Origin of the sequence: Nostoc sp. (genome assembly GCF_036919815.1) — a bacterium.
In the GTDB taxonomy this organism is placed as follows: domain Bacteria; phylum Cyanobacteriota; class Cyanobacteriia; order Cyanobacteriales; family Nostocaceae; genus Nostoc.
This window is the reverse complement of sequence record NZ_JBALCE010000094.1, coordinates 20,328-36,599: the sequence shown is the minus strand read 5'-3', so window position 1 is coordinate 36,599 and position 16,272 is coordinate 20,328. Positions and strand designations below refer to the sequence as shown.

Sequence of the window (16,272 nt, the reverse complement as noted above, 5' to 3'; positions counted from 1 at the left end):
GCCAATCTATAAACCTTTAGCCTATACGCTAGGGTGAAGATGGAACGCTAAAAGAAAATTGAAAATTTTAACAGATCCACCAAGAGCGGGCAGAAGGTATCGTTGATGAGCGAATTTGTCCTACAACAAAATGAAGCGGCGCTTCAGCAGCAAAAGCCCAAGGAAATGATTCGGCGCTTGGTGTGGAAAATGTGCATAGCCACCTTAATTTTGATGGCAATAGGCAGTGCCACCCGCGTCATGAATGCTGGACTTGCTTGCCCAGACTGGCCATTATGCTATGGCGAACTCGTGCCAGCCAAGCAAATGAATTTCCAGGTGTTTTTGGAGTGGTTTCACAGATTGGATGCAGCTTTAATTGGTATAAGCGCGATCGCACTCTTCGGTTTGTCCTGGTGGCATCGTCGTTTATTACCCTTTTGGCTGCCTTGGGCATCCACATTCGCCCTGTTTTTAATCGTCTTCCAAGGCATTTTGGGGGGACTCACTGTCACCCAACTGTTGCGGTTTGATATCGTTACCGCCCACTTAGGAACGGCGCTGTTGTTTTTTTCTACCCTGCTGATTATCGGCACAGCACTCACACCCTACAAGGGGACTGGAACCGTTGGGAAGTTGCCTTGGGTAGGTTTAGCTGCGGCTGTTCTGGTTTATTTGCAAAGTCTGCTCGGTGCTTTGGTAGGCTCTCGCTGGGCGCTACACCAATGTCTCGGCGGTTCTCAACTTTGTAGTGTAATGTACAGCCATATTGCTGGTTTGGTGCCGCCAACAATGGCAACCTTGGCGATGGTATTTATCTGTTGGCGGACACCAGCACTACATCCAGCTTTGCGGCGACTGGCAAATATGGCTGGTGCGTTGTTGATCTTACAAATCTTGTTGGGAGTTGCCACTTACAAATTACATCTTCAAGTCGAGCCTCTCACAGTCTCTCACCAAGCTATAGGAGCTACTTTGCTGGGTACTTTGGTGGCTTTTACAGTTCTGGCACTGCGTGACTCAATGAGTGCTGAGTCACTAGTGCTGAGTGCTGAGTAGGAAGTAGGGGAGATGAGGGAGATTGAGGGAACAGGGGAAGAATTTCTAACTGTACAGACGTGATTAATCGCGTCTCTCCCCACTCCCCACTAAATGATCAAAGACGCAACGGCGAGTATTGCGACCCACGCAAGTGCAGAAAATCTGTGTTTTCGTTCGACTGAAAGAGCCAGCTTGAGCGGGGGCTGCATATAAGTTGTTGAAAAATAAGGAACCAGAGTCAAAATGATTGAGACTAATGTCTCTCGCCACCACGAAACATTTTTACAGGTAATTCAAAGTTACTACCAGCTAACAAAGCCGCGGATTATTCCGTTGCTTTTGATTACTACGGCTGGGAGTATGTGGATTGCGGCTAAGGGAGAAGTAGACCTATTGCTGTTGCTAGTAACTCTCACTGGTGGCACCTTGGCGGCTGCAAGCGCCCAGACGATTAACTGTGTTTATGACCGGGATATTGATTATGACATGGAGCGGACGCGCCATCGTCCGATACCTTCGGGTAAGGTGCAGCCGCGCGATGCTCTAATTTTTGCGATCGCACTGGCGACGATTTCCTTTACACTCCTAACAGTATTTGCCAATCTGTTAGCCGCCCTATTAGCCTTTTCTGGCATTGTCTTTTATATTTTGGTCTACACTCACTGGCTGAAACGCCACACTACCCAAAATATCGTTGTTGGTGGGGCTGCTGGGGCAATTCCGGCGTTAGTGGGTTGGGCTGCTGTCACAGGTACATTAAGCTGGTCAGCATGGTTAATTTTTGGCATCGTCTTTTTGTGGACACCACCCCATTTCTGGGCGCTAGCTCTGATGATTAAAGATGACTACGCAAAAGTTGGGATACCAATGTTACCTGTGATTGAAGGTACTACGGCAACCGTGAAGCAGATTTGGTATTACACCCTGCTTACCGTAGTTGCAACCGTGTTATTGGTTTATCCCTTGGGCGCAAGTGGAATTGTCTATGGAGCGATCGCCGTAATTCTGGGAGGATTATTTATCCACAAATCTTGGCGTTTGTTGCATAACCCAGAGGATCGCGCTGTAGCTAAAGAGTTGTTTCTCTTTTCCATCTCCTACATGATGCTGTTGTGTCTGGGGATGGTAGTTGATAGTCTTCCTGTTACCCATAATCTAATTAGTGCGGTGATTAATCATCTGCATATTGGTTAGGGTATGCAAAATTTAGCGATCGCGTTGGTAAAAGGGCGCGATCGCATTTTCAGAAGATTCAAGACCTTCTTATGAAAATTAGTTACGTAAACAGACTCTTGGCACACATGAAAATATATATTCCACAATAATAAGCAATCCTGATTTCCGCCTGAGTGCGCGAAGTAAGTCTTGATAAGCTTCTTCTGATTCAGGCTGTCAATCATCATCCTAATCAGTTAAATTTGGGTTCATGAAATTTTCGCTACAGCTTCCTTAAATTGTGGAATTTCTTGAATCAATGGATGAATATCAAACCAACGCTGCATTTCTCCATCATCATCCAAATAGCGGTATTCTAAAAGACATCGGTTAGAGATTAAACTCGAATACAAGTCATCATTAGTAATGCGCTTAGAAAGTGATACTTCCGCCAATAAACTCCATTGATGATTTTCCACTGCTCTACGATAAGTATCTCTAGCTTGAGTAATTGCTCGTCGCACCGCCTTTTCTGAAACAGGTAACTCTTCAGTACGTCCAATGGCATCTTGAGTTAACAATAGCAAATTCCTCACATGACCTCCACTCATTAAACAAAGTCTATCTAAGGTTTGGGGACTGTCGAAAATTTCCTTCTCTAGTGATAGTTCGGGTGCAATTTGCCGGACTCGCTTGTTAATTACTTCCTTAACTTTCTTGAGTCCTGGCTGGTAAATGTCCCCCTTGAGAGTATTTACCATAATCATCGGCAAAATTTGGGGGTCGCCGTAGATATCTCTAAGGTCTGTTGCCCTTGTAGAATAGACCATTGAAATGGGTACAGTGTAAATCAAATGGCAATCTAAAGCTTGGAGTTGTTCGCTACGGTCTAAAAAGACTTCCTCATAGTTGGTGCGATAGCCGTCTTTAACTAACACCATCCGGTCTAAGTTATCGACAATTACCGCCAGTTTATTGTAGCCTTTAGGTAAGTGCTGTTTTGCATCCACCAGGAACTCGTTTAACACCTGAATTAAAGTGACGGTGTGAGGAGCAATTTTTTGGCGAATCTTCTGGCGTAATTCAGGAACAGCCCTTAAATTTGCGGTCAACTTGGCGAATTGAGCTAGCTGGGCTTTTACTCCCAAACTCTCAAACTCTATGGGAGGAACAGCCCTTAACTTTGCGGTCAACTTGGCGAATTGACCTAGCTGGGCTTCTACTCCCAAACTCTCAAACTCTATGGGAGTCTGTGCTAAATCTTTTAAATCTTTCCAACGGCTTTTTAACCAGTTGAGTATAGGACGAGGACTGGCAATTTCTTTTAAATCTTTGAGCAAATGGCGGGTACAGGCGAGGAGTATATCTGTATATTGGGCATCTTCTGAATCTATATCCTCTTCATCAGCCGCAAAATACACAACATAAAATTGCCGATTTTCTAAATATTTCTTTAACTTGATTAATTCTGTAGACTTCCCCGCACCCCGATGACCAGAATACAATTGGCAAGTATTTGTATCTGCCAATCGCATCCGATTTCCCAACTCTTGCTCAATATCCGCATCTCCGCGCACATCCTGACAATCTACATATTTTGGATCACCTGCGGGTAAGGGTTCAAAGGGGTTAAAGGCATTGTAGAGGTTTGCGAGTAAATTAAGGTCGGATGTGCGATCCCTTTTTTCAGAAGGGGATTGTTTATTTGTTTCTCTTGTTTGCGCCAAGATTGGACTAGGAATCGGCAGGTTTACTCCAGCAACACGTAGTTGAGGCTCTTGGTTTGCTAGTAAACTTGTCATCTCAGCTATTGCACGTTCTTGGTTCCCACGGACAAATTTTGCCATCCTGCGAGCATAAATTAGTAGCGCCTGGAATTCTGCTAATGGCTCTGCAAAAGTTTCCACCAGCGATGCCATACGAACCCACTCTGCCTTTTCCTCTAACTTCAACCTTGCAAGAACTGATGCTAAATCTCTCGCTGCCTCACTTGGTCGCGTATACGCTAACGCTGTCCACCTCTGAGCCTGAGCAAAATCACGAATATCTGGGTCGTGGCTCTCAAGCTGCTGCCGTACATAGGTAAGCAAAAAATCAGATAATTCATTAATCCGCTTTTCGCCAAAATGGGGATTCTCTTTCAACTCTCTCAACAGGGCATTTCGCACGGCTGTATCCATTTCATAGAGTTCATGACCTACCTCATCACAAAGGCTAGAAAGCAGCAGATCAGCCACCGCCAGCCAAGGTATTTTCAACTCCTGTCTATGAATATCTCGTTGGAAATTCGCCCACAGCCGGTAGAGCAAATCTGGGGTGAGGGCTAATGGAAAAGCCGCATGATAAGCTAGATAGAGGTGCGCTTCCCCAAAGCGTTGACCGAAAGACTCAATTCGACGACTAGCTACTTCTGGTTTCATGCTCTCTACCCTTGAAATACTCCCAGTTAGATTAATTACAGCCCATACTTTAATTGTGTATTGATTCCCCGACCTCGTAATACATCGATCGCACCATCAAAACCCTGTCGGCTAACTTCAAACATCGGCATCAAACGAGCAATTTCTCCTGCTGTTGTCCCAAACCAGCGCTCTGTTGCCATTGGATTGAGCCATGCAATATAACGCGATCGCTGTTTTAGTTGGTCTAAAAATTTTTGCGTTAATTCCAACCGTTCCAGGCTAAAACCGCCCCGTGCTGCTCCCCCATCACTAAAAATTAATACAGCAGAACGCTCTGGGCGCAACTGAGCTAGAAAATCTGCGACAGGTTCAGCTTTTTGCCGCGTCTGGTCATGGTAAAGATACTTAGTTGGGCAATTGTGAAAGTAGTAAATACTAGCTTTTCCTAAGCGTCCGCCTCGTAATGCTGTCTCAGCTAATCGCTGGGATAGTGCGTGAAAGGGAACCATCGACCCCTTGTGGTCAATCAGCAACAGCAGTTCAGTTCTATTCACCCGACTGGGCATCAGTACAGGCTCTAGTAAAACTCCCTGCCGTACCACTTGCTCAATAGTTGCCTCTATGTCTAACTCTGTGGGCAAACCTTGGCGTACCATTCGGCGTAAATGCCGCCAGCTTTGTTTCATCTGCCGCCGCGTCACTGGAAAATACTCATCGGTTTCGGTAAAGCGATTAACAGTAATTTCCTCATTATTTTGAGTAGTAATTTGTATTGCTTCAGCCACTTGCATCTCATCCTGTACTTCCATCAGTTCCGATGAGACGGGTATAGTGGTGGGTGTTGTGTTGAGCAAATCAGGTGAATAATTATCGTCACTTTCTACCGCTTCTTGCACTCTGGAAGACGTTTTCTCTTCTTCCTTCCTAACAAAAGGCTTTACAGGATGAGATTCTGTTATTACTTGCTGAAAGTGATAGTTGAACAGATGTTCTTCATCCTGGGATTTTACCCACAAAGTACGACACAGTTCTGCTAACGCCTCTTGGTCAGTCGTGCCAAAGCCTTCCTGTAAAGCTTTCAAAACAAGGCGGTATTCATCGATACCCAATGGCAAACCTGCCTCGCGCAGTTGTGTAAAAAGCTCAAGCAGTGGTAGTTCTTCGTGGAGAGTTTCTATCTTCATACTTCTGGCTGCGATCGCATCTGTTCACCGTAGCGACGGTAATCATCCCAACTCTTCAGCAACACCCCAGGATATAGAAGTTCAGTTTTTAACTTGCTGAGAATTTCATCATCTTGATGATTAAGAATCCGTACCCAATCCATCAGTTCGCTGGTGCTGACCTTTTTACCAGCTTCGCCCTTGTCCCGTCGCATCTCTTCGCGCAGTTCTAAAAAGCGGTCAATAATTGCGTCCACTAATTCCAAAGGCGAAACTGTAAACCGAGTTTTAACAATTTTGATTAACTGCTGACGTTCAGGGAATTTAACATAGTGAAATAAACAACGACGTAAGAAAGCATCAGGCAAGTCTTTCTCATCATTACTGGTGATCAAAACAATTGGTGTTGCTTTCGCCTGGATTTTCTTGAGCGGACTGTTTTGTTTTACTTCTGTGACTTCAAACCGTTGCTCATCAAGCTCTAGCAGTAGGTCGTTAGGAAAGTCAATGTCAGCTTTATCTATTTCATCAATCAAAACCACAGTCTGCTGTTCATTGCGAAAGGCACGTCCTAACGGGCCCCACTCTACGTAAGCATCTGCATTTTTTGCTTGCACTGCGGCTTCTTCATCTATTTTGGAGGCAGCAAGTTGGGCATCCCGCAACCTGCCAACGGCATCATAGGTGTAAAGACCATCCCGCGCTCGACTGGTAGATTTGATGTACCAAGCTTCATAAGGTAAACCCAACTCATAAGCCACAGCACGAGCCAATTTTGTCTTGCCACATCCAGGTTCTCCCTTCAAGATTAAGGGACGTTCGAGAGCGATCGCTAAATTTACTGCCTCTACTAATTTCTCACTGGGTAAGTAAGGATACAAAATTTGCCCCGTCTGCGGGTCTTGCTCTCCTGGCTGGGGTTGTACCTTCCCTATGTATTTCAGCCGTTTTCCGTCTACAGTTCTAGCCACCTAACTTCTTCCTCCTGCCAGTTACAGCCACACAAACCAAAAATTTGAGCAAACACACGCTCTGGAATGCCTTCACTCTTCTCTAGAATCACCTGAACTGTATAGTCAATTTTTTTAGTCATCTTTATTGGTAGAACATCAATTGCATTTTCTATCCAGTTGACCAAGACTCTCTCACATAAAGGGTCAATCATCGGTAGCGTAATAGGAGTGTGGGGTTTCCAGGCTGAATCGATCTGGTCTACAAACGCAAGATTCCAGGTACTGACACAACCATCTTGATCAACCAAAAACATCAGTAGAAAAAATTCATTGCTTGGGTAAATTATCTGACTTGAGTCTACCAGTGGCAACCAAAAATCACGGATTAATTCGTGCAGGTAAGTGTCATCAATGCAGTCCAGATCATGAAAGACTAAGATGATATGTTGATTTTTCAATTGACCTACGACATTTTGGGCAATCTCCTCATGGGATGAATAATTTTGTACTCCCATCTGGCGACCTAACTCTCTCCATAAAGCTGTAACATCAGTCCGCAATGCCCTGCGTGAAAGTTTAAACTGAATAAGGGGAGTTATTGCACTCTCAGGAATTGCCTGTAACAGTCGTTTCAGTAGCCAGATTTGCCCATGTTCCGGCGATCCATGAACTAGGAATGCTCCGATGCGTTTTTCGTCAATCACTTCTCGGAAGAAGCGTACCTGCGCTGTATAGTTTAGCCGAAACAGTTCAGTGTGTATTCGCTCACTCTCACAAGACCTCTCGACACCCCGAATCTGCTTAAGGAGGCGATCGCGCTCTGCCTCAAACCGCTCAATTTCCTTATCTATCTGAAAAACTACTAAAGTCCCTGCTTGGATAACCGAATCAATCCGCAAGCGTTTTATCTTCTCAGTGAGCAGATCGTACTGTGGTTGAAGTTCTTCCCGTCTTTGTTGTAAATGCCGAACTGAGAACATATTGTGAGTTTTAATACCCGACTATTGAGATATTACTATTTTTATTGCAGGCTGTTTTCTAGCTGCTCGATGCGTTGAGTAAGTTGTGTTCTTTCAACTTCAGCATTTTCAATCTGCTTTTCTAACTGAAATTTTACGGCAGCACCGGATTCTATCGCTAAATTCAAGCGCAGGCGACTCAACTTCTGACTTAATAAATCGTACTGTTGCTGGAGGCTTTCGATTTCTTGTAAAATTCGCCCCCTTTGCCCCGGATTTAAACTAGTTGACTCTGCATTTGTTACTCCACCTGATTTGTTCGAGACTATCTGCTGTACCTCTGAGACTGGAGACACTGAGTTTTGTTTTGTGTACAGAACTGGAGTCAAATGTTCTGCAATGCCTTGCAGTCTGATTTCTACACAACCGAACTTGTAAGCCTGATCTATTGTCCGCCCTGCTGCCAATGCTTTGTAAAAACCAACAGCAAAAGCGATCGCGGCTTGATCTCCAATTGCTTTATTCATGCCAATGACAAACGGAATATGGTCTGCAATAGCTTTTGCTTGAGCCTCGGAATAGCAAGCATTCAACACCACACAATTTATTTGCTCGGCTACCAGTTCAAATAACGCCGCTAGGGCATCGAGTTGTACAGGCTGGTATTTTCCGAGTAAATCTTCAAAACAAAGCTCACCTGTACTGGTTCCATGTCCAGAAAAATGCACAATCTGCGGCTCAAGATCGAATATTGCTTGGCTGATATCCCCTGGACGGACAGACTCACGGGATTCTAGGAAAAATCTATCTCGCTCTTTTGCGAGTTGCAGTCGCTCACGAATATCACGCAACTCTTGCCCCAAGCGTAATCGGGTAGCATCACTGGGATCTGCTGCCAGAAACAGAATTTTGATTTGACCATTACTGCTCATTTAGATGATCAAGCCAGAGTATGATTTTTGACCAAGTTCATTTTCACATAAGTCAAGACTATAATTGTTACACTTTTGCCGATGTTCCTGCTTAAAATCATAAAAATCTGGCATTGAAGTTGAGAAATACTCAGAAAACAACCAAAGAATTAATTTAAATCCCAGGAGATAAACAATTTTCGCCACACCGATAGGAGTTATTTAGCGATCGCGTTAATAAAAAGGCGCATTTCTAAAATTGCAATAACCACCTTCTGGATCTTCTTCAACGAAAAAGGTTCATCTATCCTATCTGCATCCCTGGCTTCATAAGTTCTGCTAAATCCACCCTCACCCAAAAGTCGTATTACTCGGAAACGGTTTCTGAATAATGGTGTGAGTATTTGTCTACACTTAATGCAAAACTTATTGTTATCAGGAGTAAAGGGATTTGAGCAGTTGGAATTAGAACAGTAAAGCATATTTGGGAATATATCAGCAGATAGTGTCTATGTTCAGTTTTCCAATTTTCTGCTGATTAAGTTTCACGAGTATTTATATTTTTGAGCAGATTTACTTCTAGTGGTATCTCCAGTTTAAGTCAACTTTTGCTACCGTAGTGATATAGGATTTATCGCTTCCCAGTAAGTGGCTGGAAGCAAAAGGATTAATATGGCACATTTAAATCAGCGTCGATCGGAAAATGTCAACGGCGATTTTTATGTAGATACTACCTGTATTGATTGTGATACCTGTCGCTGGATGGCTCCTGAAGTATTTTATGATGTTGATGAACAGTCGGCGGTTTATCATCAACCAACCAATGATGCAGAAAGATTAGCAGCACTTGAAGCACTTTTAGCTTGTCCTACCAGTTCTATTGGCACAGTTGAGAAACCAAAAGATATCAAAGTTGCTCAACAACAGTTTCCAATATTAGTAGCGGAAAATGTTTACCACTGTGGCTATCATTCTGAAAAATCTTATGGTGCTGCTAGCTATTTAATTCAACTTCCAGAAGGTAACATTTTGGTGGATTCTCCCCGTTTTACACCGCCTTTAGTCAAGCGTTTAGAAGAGATGGGGCCAATTCGTTATATGTATCTAACTCATAAGGATGATGTGGCAGATCATCAAAAGTTTGCCGAGCATTTCCAGTGCGATCGCATCCTCCACGTTGATGATATTTCTGCGGATACTCGCAATGTGGAAATACAGCTAACTGGTTCCGAACCATTTACTTTAACTCCAGATTTATTAATTATCCCAGTTCCTGGTCACACCAAAGGACAAACTGTTCTACTTTATAAAAATAAGTTTCTGTTCACTGGCGACCATCTCGCTTGGTCAGAAAGCTTGCACCAACTGGTTGCATTCCACGGTGCCTGCTGGTATTCTTGGTCAGAACAGACTAAATCAATGCGTAACTTGGCTAATTACTCTTTTGAGTGGGTGCTACCAGGTCATGGGCGAAGGTTTCATGCTGATCGGGAAACCATGCGCCAGCAGATGCACAAATGTATTGAGTTCATGGAATCTTTGAATTGACAACCCTAGTCTTTGAAAATCCCCCCAACCCCCGATAAATTGAGGGACTTTGATTCAGGTTCCCCCCTTTTTAAGGGGGGTTAGGGGGGATCTTCGAGTTTGAAAATAGTCTCTAGCCGCTTCTCCACTTCCGAAACTGTCTTTGCACATCGCCTTATTTTCAAGTTGAAGAAATGGTATATAGCGTTTTGTTATATTAGACCTATCGCCTAAAAATTAAAACTTATCTGATTGACAACAGATATACTCTGAATACGCCATTTACCTAGTTGTCGAATTAAATCATACCGAACTCGCAAATTCTCTTTAGAAGAGTTTTTAAATTGACCATTTTCATATAACTGCATCGTTTCCTTCACCGTAGCTTCAACTGCACCACGATCTGCAAATAAATCAATTTTCTCTACAGATTCCACCTTCAAGCTATGGTCGTACTTGCGGTAACGGTTGTCTGACCTATCCTGTTGAGCAATCAGCCGCCATTGAGACAAAGCTGAACCAGTTAAAATCTGCTCTAAATTATTAATCTGATGATTCGTCCCTAAAGCTTCAGCTTTGGTAGATAGCCAAGTCCGAATGACTTCCTCTGCCATTGCATCTGTTAAAGGACCTTCTAGTGATTGTAGTTTACTTTTTGGATCAGGAATAGATATTGGTGGTTGATTTATTTGTATAAACAACTCTGAACCACGTATAGATGGTGTAGGGAAAAACAGATTTTTTAACCATCCAAAAGTTGTTGTGGCTAACACCCAGAAAACTAATATACTTACCAAAGAAATAAACACTCTCCATACCAGCCGTGTTTTACCTTCTATGGTATTAGCAAAGGTTCGCCGCCGCCGAGGACGACGAGGACGATTATCTGGTACACGCTCTCGGCTAGCAGATTGAGTAGGTTTTCTCCGCCTACGCTTTTGGTTATTAGCGGTTGGAGCAGTCTTACCTGAACCGTTCAAATGCTGATTAGTGCTTCTACTCATGCGTTCGGCAGTAGGAACTTCTGATTTTACACTCTCAGATGAATTCCATCTCAGTGGTGATAAGTTTGAATATTCAGGTGTTTCTTTTGTTGGTGTTTCTGGCAAATCTAAGTCAGGTGTTCTGCTGTGATTAAATTTCCCTGAATTCCTAGTTGAATTGTTAGGGAAAGGGGGATTATTTCTCTGGGACTGGGGAAAATACTGGGGATTAATTATAGCCCATTCATTAGTTGTTTCTGCATCCGTTGGCAGTGCTTCTAAATAAGCTTGCACCTGTTGGTTAGCAAAGTAATCTTTTAGGAAAGCTTGCTGGTTTGCTAAATCTCGAAAATGTGGAAATACTTCGTGTTGCAACCACTGTTCTGTATATAGACACAGCCCTGGTAACAAATCTGGAGAGTCCTGAGATTTTTCCCGAATAAAAGCTAAAGCTTCGTACTCCTGACTAAGTTCTAAAACACGAGTTGCTTCTTCAGTCTGTCCCAAGAGTAATGCACATAGCGACTGTTCTAAATGTACATCTTGGCGCTTGCCCAGACGCATGAGCATTTGCCTTGCTTGACGAATTAAAGCAGGTTGCCGTTGAGCAAACCCCCGTGCTATCAAGGCATAAACAGCTAAGTAAGTGGCAACAGCAGAAGGACGTTTGCTTTGGGCTTCAAATAACTTATGCTGCTCTGCGACTGTTAAGTGGTTACGTAACTGCTGGATAAATCGCAGAAAGTCATCTATATTTAAACCAGAGTCATCATTGCTCGTGCCATCAATCCCACCACGATCTTCTAAGAGGTTTTGCAATAATTCCAAGCCTTGGCGTCGTTCGGCAGTTTTCTCTTGAGGTAGTGCCAGCAACTCCAAAATTCGATATGGTCGTAATTTGTAAAGATCCGCCTGAATTTCCGCCTGTACACTAGAGAACAACCCTTCGCGGGCTAGCAGTTCTTGACCAGTTTCTAGGGAGATGGCGGCATTTTCATAGTGGCCTTGCTGCCACTGTTCCCGACCTAATTCTAGACAGGCAAAGGCAACAGTGAGAACAACATCTGGATGTTCAGCACTTTGGTGTATTTCTTCGTCTGCTAAATTATGGCCTTTTCTTGCACTTGTAGCACTATTTTTATTTACTAGGTAGGGACGACCTAGTTTGAGTACAAGTTCGTATTCCCCCAACTCTTGCAAAATTAATAAAGCGCCAACTAATTCCTCTTGGGTAATTTCGATGCCCAGACTTTGGGTGTCAGTACCTCTTTTGGTGCTTTCTGTGCGATTTTCCAGTGCTACTGCGGCAGCAGCAAGGTTATCAGGGTCATAGGCATGGGCAAGATAAAGCTGATCGTAGGTACTGCGTTGTTTTGGATCTGATAAAACCACGTAAGCTTCTTCTATGAGTTGTTTACGAGAAGAAATAGCAGCCTGAGAATACTCACGTCGTGGCAATTGGACAATGCGATCGCTATATGCCTGTCGCAATTGTTCGTCACTTGCCGCTAACGGTAGTCCTAAAATTCGGTAGTAATCTAGCGGAATTCGCACAGCCTACTTCCCCTGCACCGTGATCAACATAATTCACCTAGAGCGTTCCAGGACTGTAAAACCGTGCCATAATAATGCCGTGTAAAATTTACTCTCTAAGTGTATATTGCAACAACTTGTTTTGTACCTTTATGAAATTTTGAGTCACATTCTAGTACAAAGTTTTTACTTTCGCCTAGAAAGCCTCACTCTTTTGTCTTAATTCTTAGTATTTTTGTTTAACACAACTATTATCAGCCTTCGATAGCACAAACCACAACCACCGCTTTTAGTGACGGCATAAATGTTGTGGCTGCAAGAATCTATTGATGATTGATTTTTTCGGGACTTTCCCAGTAGGCAGTCACTAAAACACCACTATTGGGATTGACGCTGATAACAAGAGAAGCAAATGATATCATAATTAACCTTTAATTACAATTACCTATTTGGGTATAGATATTTGGGTCTTTTTTTTAAATTGTTAATGGATATGCAGAAAGTAGCCTATCTTGATTGCTAGTCTATGAAAGGGAATAGTGAGAGAGAAAAACCCAAAGCGGCAGATATTGCCGATTAGCGTCGAATCCTCACGGGGCATGGACTGAAAAGTTAAAAATCAAAAATTAAAAATTTAGGTATTCCCTAAGACCTTTTTTGGTGCATAAATAAAGTTTGATTGTTGAGTCTTACAAACGCTAGCCTGTTAAAAGCTGAGTTGTTATCAGACCAACTTATTTAAGGAACAGGCGATCGCTGGTAGACAAAAGCAATAAATCCAAGTGTTGTCGGAATAAAATCAAACTGCCTACCGAAGGTGGACGGCTGCGCGGATTCTTCCTTGAGAAGATAAAGATCGCAAAACCAGAGACGCTGTGTAAGACTCAGACCAGATTGGTTCCGGGTATTCAGCAATGAATACACAAGGGCAGAGCAACGGCGAATCAGACGCTACGCGTAGCGTCTTTAAAACAGAAGCCTACACTAATACTTTGTATAAAGTGTAGGTACTTCATGACGATAACTTTAAGTTGTACAACACGAATACTCAAAAATAATGGTTCAAGAGCGTACTTTACCCACATTTAATCCTGCTACTACGAACATTACTAAGGAAGAAGCCTTACGGTTGTATGAGGACATGGTTTTAGGGCGCTTGTTTGAAGACAAGTGCGCTGAAATGTACTATAGGGGAAAAATGTTTGGTTTTGTCCATTTGTACAACGGTCAAGAAGCCGTTTGCAGTGGTGTTGTGCAGTCAATGCGACCGGGTGAAGATTTTGTTTGTAGTACCTACCGCGACCATGTTCATGCTCTGAGTGCGGGTGTACCAGCAAAGGAGGTAATGGCAGAATTATTTGGCAAAGCTACAGGTTGCAGCAAAGGGCGCGGTGGCTCCATGCACATGTTTTCTGCCAAACATCGCTTGCTGGGTGGCTATGCTTTTGTGGCTGAGGGAATTCCTGTGGCAGCTGGAGCGGCTTTTCAAAGCAAATACCGCCGGGAAGTGCTAGGAGATAAAAATGCTGACCAAGTTACAGCTTGCTTTTTTGGCGACGGTGCAGCTAATAATGGTCAGTTTTTTGAGACACTAAATATGGCAGCCCTATGGAAACTGCCAATTCTGTTTGTAGTCGAAAATAATAAGTGGGCCATTGGTATGTCTCACGAGCGAGCAACTTCCCAACCAGAGATTTATAAAAAAGCCAGTGTATTTAACATGGTGGGCGTGGAAGTAGATGGCATGGATGTTCTAGCAGTACGAGCCGTGGCTCAAGAAGCTGTAGCCCGTGCCCGTGCAGGTGAAGGACCAACATTAATTGAGGCACTTACTTACCGCTTCCGGGGTCACTCCTTGGCTGATCCTGATGAAATGCGAAGCAAAGCTGAGAAAGAATTTTGGTTTGCCCGTGACCCAATTAAGAAGTTAGCAGCTTATTTGCTGGAGCAAAATCTCGCAGATGAAGGAGAAATCAAAGCCATTGATCGTAAAATTCAGAATGTAATCGACGAGGCAGTTAAATTCGCCGAAGACAGCCCCGAACCAGACCCCAGTGAGTTATATCGTTTCGTTTTTGCAGAAGACGAATAAACAGTGCTGAGTTATGAGTGCTGTTAGCGGATAGCTAAAGTTTAGCCCGTGCTGAGTATTTTTTCTTCTACTCAGGACTCAGGACTCAGGACTCAGCACTCCACCTTACTCAGGACTAAAATTTGTGTTTAGCATCGCCATTCAACAGCAACAATACAAGACCTACATTCTTTCTGACGAAGCCACTGGTTCTCAATTGGAAGTCGTACCAGAACGCGGTGGTATTATCACCCGTTGGCGCATTCAAGGGCAAGAAATTTTCTACCTGGACAGTGAACGCTTTACTCATCCTGAGTTGAGTGTCAGAGGTGGGAATCCAATTTTGTTTCCTATTTGTGGCAATCTACCAGATAATATTTATACTCACAATGGGCAGCAGTATACTCTCAAACAACACGGTTTTGCTCGTGAATTACCGTGGTCAGTAACAGAACAAAAGACTGGAGATCAAGCTAGTCTGACTGTTGTTCTTAATAGCAACGAGCAAACTAAGGCAGTTTATCCTTTTGATTTTCAGCTGGCTTTCACCTACGAACTTCAAGGTAATACCCTAAAAGTCCGCCAGCAGTATAAAAACTTGTCATCCACACCAATGCCCTTTTCGGCTGGTTTCCATCCCTACTTTCTGTGTGGTGATAAAACTCAGTTGGAGGTGGAAATTCCCTCTAAGCAGTATCAAGATAATCAAACTAAGGAAATTCACTCTTTTGACGGCAATTTTGACTTTAGCCGTGATGAAATTGATTTTGCCTTTGGACAGCTAACAAGTCAATCGGCCACTGCGATCGATCGCAGCCGTCAGTTAAAACTCACTTTGGATTATGATGATTTCTCTACTTGGCTGGTATTTTGGACAGTCAAAGGCAAAGAATTCTACTGTCTAGAACCGTGGAGTGCCACCCGTAACTCTCTCAATACTGCTGAAAACCTGACTGTGTTAGAACCAGGAGCCAGCTACACGGCATCTGTGGGATTAACCGCAGATTTTTTCTAAACCGCTTTACAAATCTACAGATGTTTATGCTATGATGGGAAAGTTGCGAAATGCAGCGAAAGGGTCGCTAACTCAACGGTAGAGTACTCGGCTTTTAACCGATTAGTTCCGGGTTCGAATCCCGGGCGACCCATATAAAAGGAAAAAATGCTTGCAAAGTCTTTGAGGATAAAAGGCGAGGCTAGCTATATTGCTATCAAGAAATTGGTGAATGCGATCGCTATGGGGAATAAAAAATTTTCAGATGAGCGATCGCTTTTTGGTGAAGATAAAAGAAAGATTATAGATTAAGCGAAATTAACTAAGTTGTAAGTGTATTTCAGTAATTTTACGGTTATTTAAATGCGGTCTGAAGGTGGATAACTCAAGGAGAAGGCAATCATCGCTTTTGAGTCTGCGGTTTCCTTATAACCTGACAAAATAGTTCCCTGGCTGACTTGGCAAAGGTGCAAATAGGGAGAGAGAATGCTGTTGCGGCTTTACGAGCCTTTGAGGTGATTATTGTCACTCAACCTAGATGATATTGTTACCTTAATTCACAGCTATGACATATAGATGTGAAAAACAAAAAAAGGCATTC

14 protein-coding genes and 1 tRNA gene are annotated in these 16,272 nt (G+C 43.3%); 7 read left to right on the top strand and 8 right to left on the bottom strand.

Going from position 1 to position 16,272, the window contains the following annotated elements; all coding sequences use genetic code 11:
• The first annotated feature begins 105 nt into the window (after positions 1-105).
• Positions 106-1,038, top strand: coding sequence for a COX15/CtaA family protein (locus tag V7K15_RS22245; RefSeq protein WP_334908839.1), 933 nt, complete (start codon positions 106-108; stop codon positions 1,036-1,038).
• Positions 1,039-1,263: 225 nt separating this feature from the next.
• The gene (locus V7K15_RS22240; protein ID WP_334908837.1) at positions 1,264-2,214 is read left to right on the top strand and encodes a heme o synthase; all 951 of its coding nucleotides are present in this window, start codon (positions 1,264-1,266) and stop codon (positions 2,212-2,214) included.
• 230 nt (positions 2,215-2,444) lie between these two features.
• Here V7K15_RS22240 and V7K15_RS22235 read toward each other — a convergent pair whose 3' ends face one another.
• From V7K15_RS22235 to V7K15_RS22210, 6 genes are all read right to left on the bottom strand, one after another.
• Positions 2,445-3,902, bottom strand: coding sequence for an ATP-binding protein (locus V7K15_RS22235; RefSeq protein ID WP_334908997.1), 1,458 nt, complete (start codon positions 3,900-3,902; stop codon positions 2,445-2,447).
• Between the two features lie 728 nt (positions 3,903-4,630).
• Positions 4,631-5,761 (bottom strand): hypothetical protein, encoded by a 1,131-nt coding sequence (locus V7K15_RS22230; RefSeq protein WP_334908835.1) that lies wholly within the window; start codon positions 5,759-5,761, stop codon positions 4,631-4,633.
• Entirely contained in the window at positions 5,758-6,711 is a 954-nt protein-coding gene (locus V7K15_RS22225; protein WP_334908833.1) for an AAA family ATPase, read from the bottom strand. The genes V7K15_RS22230 and V7K15_RS22225 overlap by 4 nt, the downstream gene beginning before the upstream one ends.
• Positions 6,696-7,673, bottom strand: coding sequence for a hypothetical protein (locus V7K15_RS22220; protein ID WP_334908831.1), 978 nt, complete (start codon positions 7,671-7,673; stop codon positions 6,696-6,698). Before V7K15_RS22220 ends, V7K15_RS22225 begins: the two co-directional genes overlap by 16 nt.
• Before the next feature lie 41 nt (positions 7,674-7,714).
• Positions 7,715-8,584 (bottom strand): CHAT domain-containing protein, encoded by an 870-nt coding sequence (locus V7K15_RS22215; RefSeq protein ID WP_334908829.1) that lies wholly within the window; start codon positions 8,582-8,584, stop codon positions 7,715-7,717.
• A 197-nt stretch (positions 8,585-8,781) separates the two neighbouring features.
• Positions 8,782-9,045 carry a 4-Cys prefix domain-containing protein gene (locus tag V7K15_RS22210; RefSeq protein WP_334908827.1) on the bottom strand — a complete coding sequence of 88 codons (264 nt, stop codon included), beginning with the start codon at positions 9,043-9,045 and terminating at the stop codon, positions 8,782-8,784.
• Positions 9,046-9,235: 190 nt separating this feature from the next.
• Between V7K15_RS22210 and V7K15_RS22205 the strand changes: the two genes are divergently transcribed.
• Entirely contained in the window at positions 9,236-10,111 is an 876-nt protein-coding gene (locus V7K15_RS22205) for an MBL fold metallo-hydrolase (protein ID WP_334908825.1), read from the top strand.
• 209 nt (positions 10,112-10,320) lie between these two features.
• Here the strand turns inward: V7K15_RS22205 and V7K15_RS22200 are convergent, their stop codons facing one another.
• Positions 10,321-12,627, bottom strand: a complete 2,307-nt coding sequence (locus V7K15_RS22200) for an IMS domain-containing protein (RefSeq protein WP_334908823.1) — start codon at positions 12,625-12,627, stop codon at positions 10,321-10,323.
• Between the two features lie 717 nt (positions 12,628-13,344).
• Positions 13,345-13,521, bottom strand: coding sequence for a hypothetical protein (locus V7K15_RS22195; RefSeq protein ID WP_334908821.1), 177 nt, complete (start codon positions 13,519-13,521; stop codon positions 13,345-13,347).
• Between the two features lie 142 nt (positions 13,522-13,663).
• Here V7K15_RS22195 and pdhA point away from each other — a divergent pair, with 142 nt between their 5' ends.
• The 4 genes from pdhA (at position 13,664) to V7K15_RS22175 (ending at position 15,983) form a co-directional block, all read left to right on the top strand.
• Positions 13,664-14,698 (top strand): pyruvate dehydrogenase (acetyl-transferring) E1 component subunit alpha, encoded by a 1,035-nt coding sequence (gene pdhA / locus V7K15_RS22190; RefSeq protein WP_334908819.1) that lies wholly within the window; start codon positions 13,664-13,666, stop codon positions 14,696-14,698.
• Positions 14,699-14,822: 124 nt separating this feature from the next.
• Positions 14,823-15,692, top strand: a complete 870-nt coding sequence (locus V7K15_RS22185; protein ID WP_334908817.1) for an aldose epimerase family protein — start codon at positions 14,823-14,825, stop codon at positions 15,690-15,692.
• Positions 15,693-15,753: 61 nt separating this feature from the next.
• Positions 15,754-15,825 (top strand) — tRNA-Lys (locus V7K15_RS22180).
• Between the two features lie 14 nt (positions 15,826-15,839).
• Positions 15,840-15,983 (top strand): hypothetical protein, encoded by a 144-nt coding sequence (locus V7K15_RS22175; protein ID WP_334908815.1) that lies wholly within the window; start codon positions 15,840-15,842, stop codon positions 15,981-15,983.
• Positions 15,984-16,272: the final 289 nt, after the last annotated feature.

What these genes read in the sequence shown, in the direction of transcription:
- V7K15_RS22245 (WP_334908839.1), top strand. Translation starts at nt 106, where the DNA reads ATGAGCGAATTTGTCCTACAACAAAATGAAGCGGCGCTTCAGCAGCAA.
- V7K15_RS22240 (WP_334908837.1), top strand. Translation starts at nt 1,264, where the DNA reads ATGATTGAGACTAATGTCTCTCGCCACCACGAAACATTTTTACAGGTA.
- V7K15_RS22230 (WP_334908835.1), bottom strand. Translation starts at nt 5,761, where the DNA reads ATGAAGATAGAAACTCTCCACGAAGAACTACCACTGCTTGAGCTTTTT.
- V7K15_RS22220 (WP_334908831.1), bottom strand. Translation starts at nt 7,673, where the DNA reads ATGTTCTCAGTTCGGCATTTACAACAAAGACGGGAAGAACTTCAACCA.
- V7K15_RS22215 (WP_334908829.1), bottom strand. Translation starts at nt 8,584, where the DNA reads ATGAGCAGTAATGGTCAAATCAAAATTCTGTTTCTGGCAGCAGATCCC.
- V7K15_RS22210 (WP_334908827.1), bottom strand. Translation starts at nt 9,045, where the DNA reads ATGCTTTACTGTTCTAATTCCAACTGCTCAAATCCCTTTACTCCTGAT.
- V7K15_RS22205 (WP_334908825.1), top strand. Translation starts at nt 9,236, where the DNA reads ATGGCACATTTAAATCAGCGTCGATCGGAAAATGTCAACGGCGATTTT.
- pdhA (WP_334908819.1), top strand. Translation starts at nt 13,664, where the DNA reads ATGGTTCAAGAGCGTACTTTACCCACATTTAATCCTGCTACTACGAAC.
- V7K15_RS22175 (WP_334908815.1), top strand. Translation starts at nt 15,840, where the DNA reads ATGCTTGCAAAGTCTTTGAGGATAAAAGGCGAGGCTAGCTATATTGCT.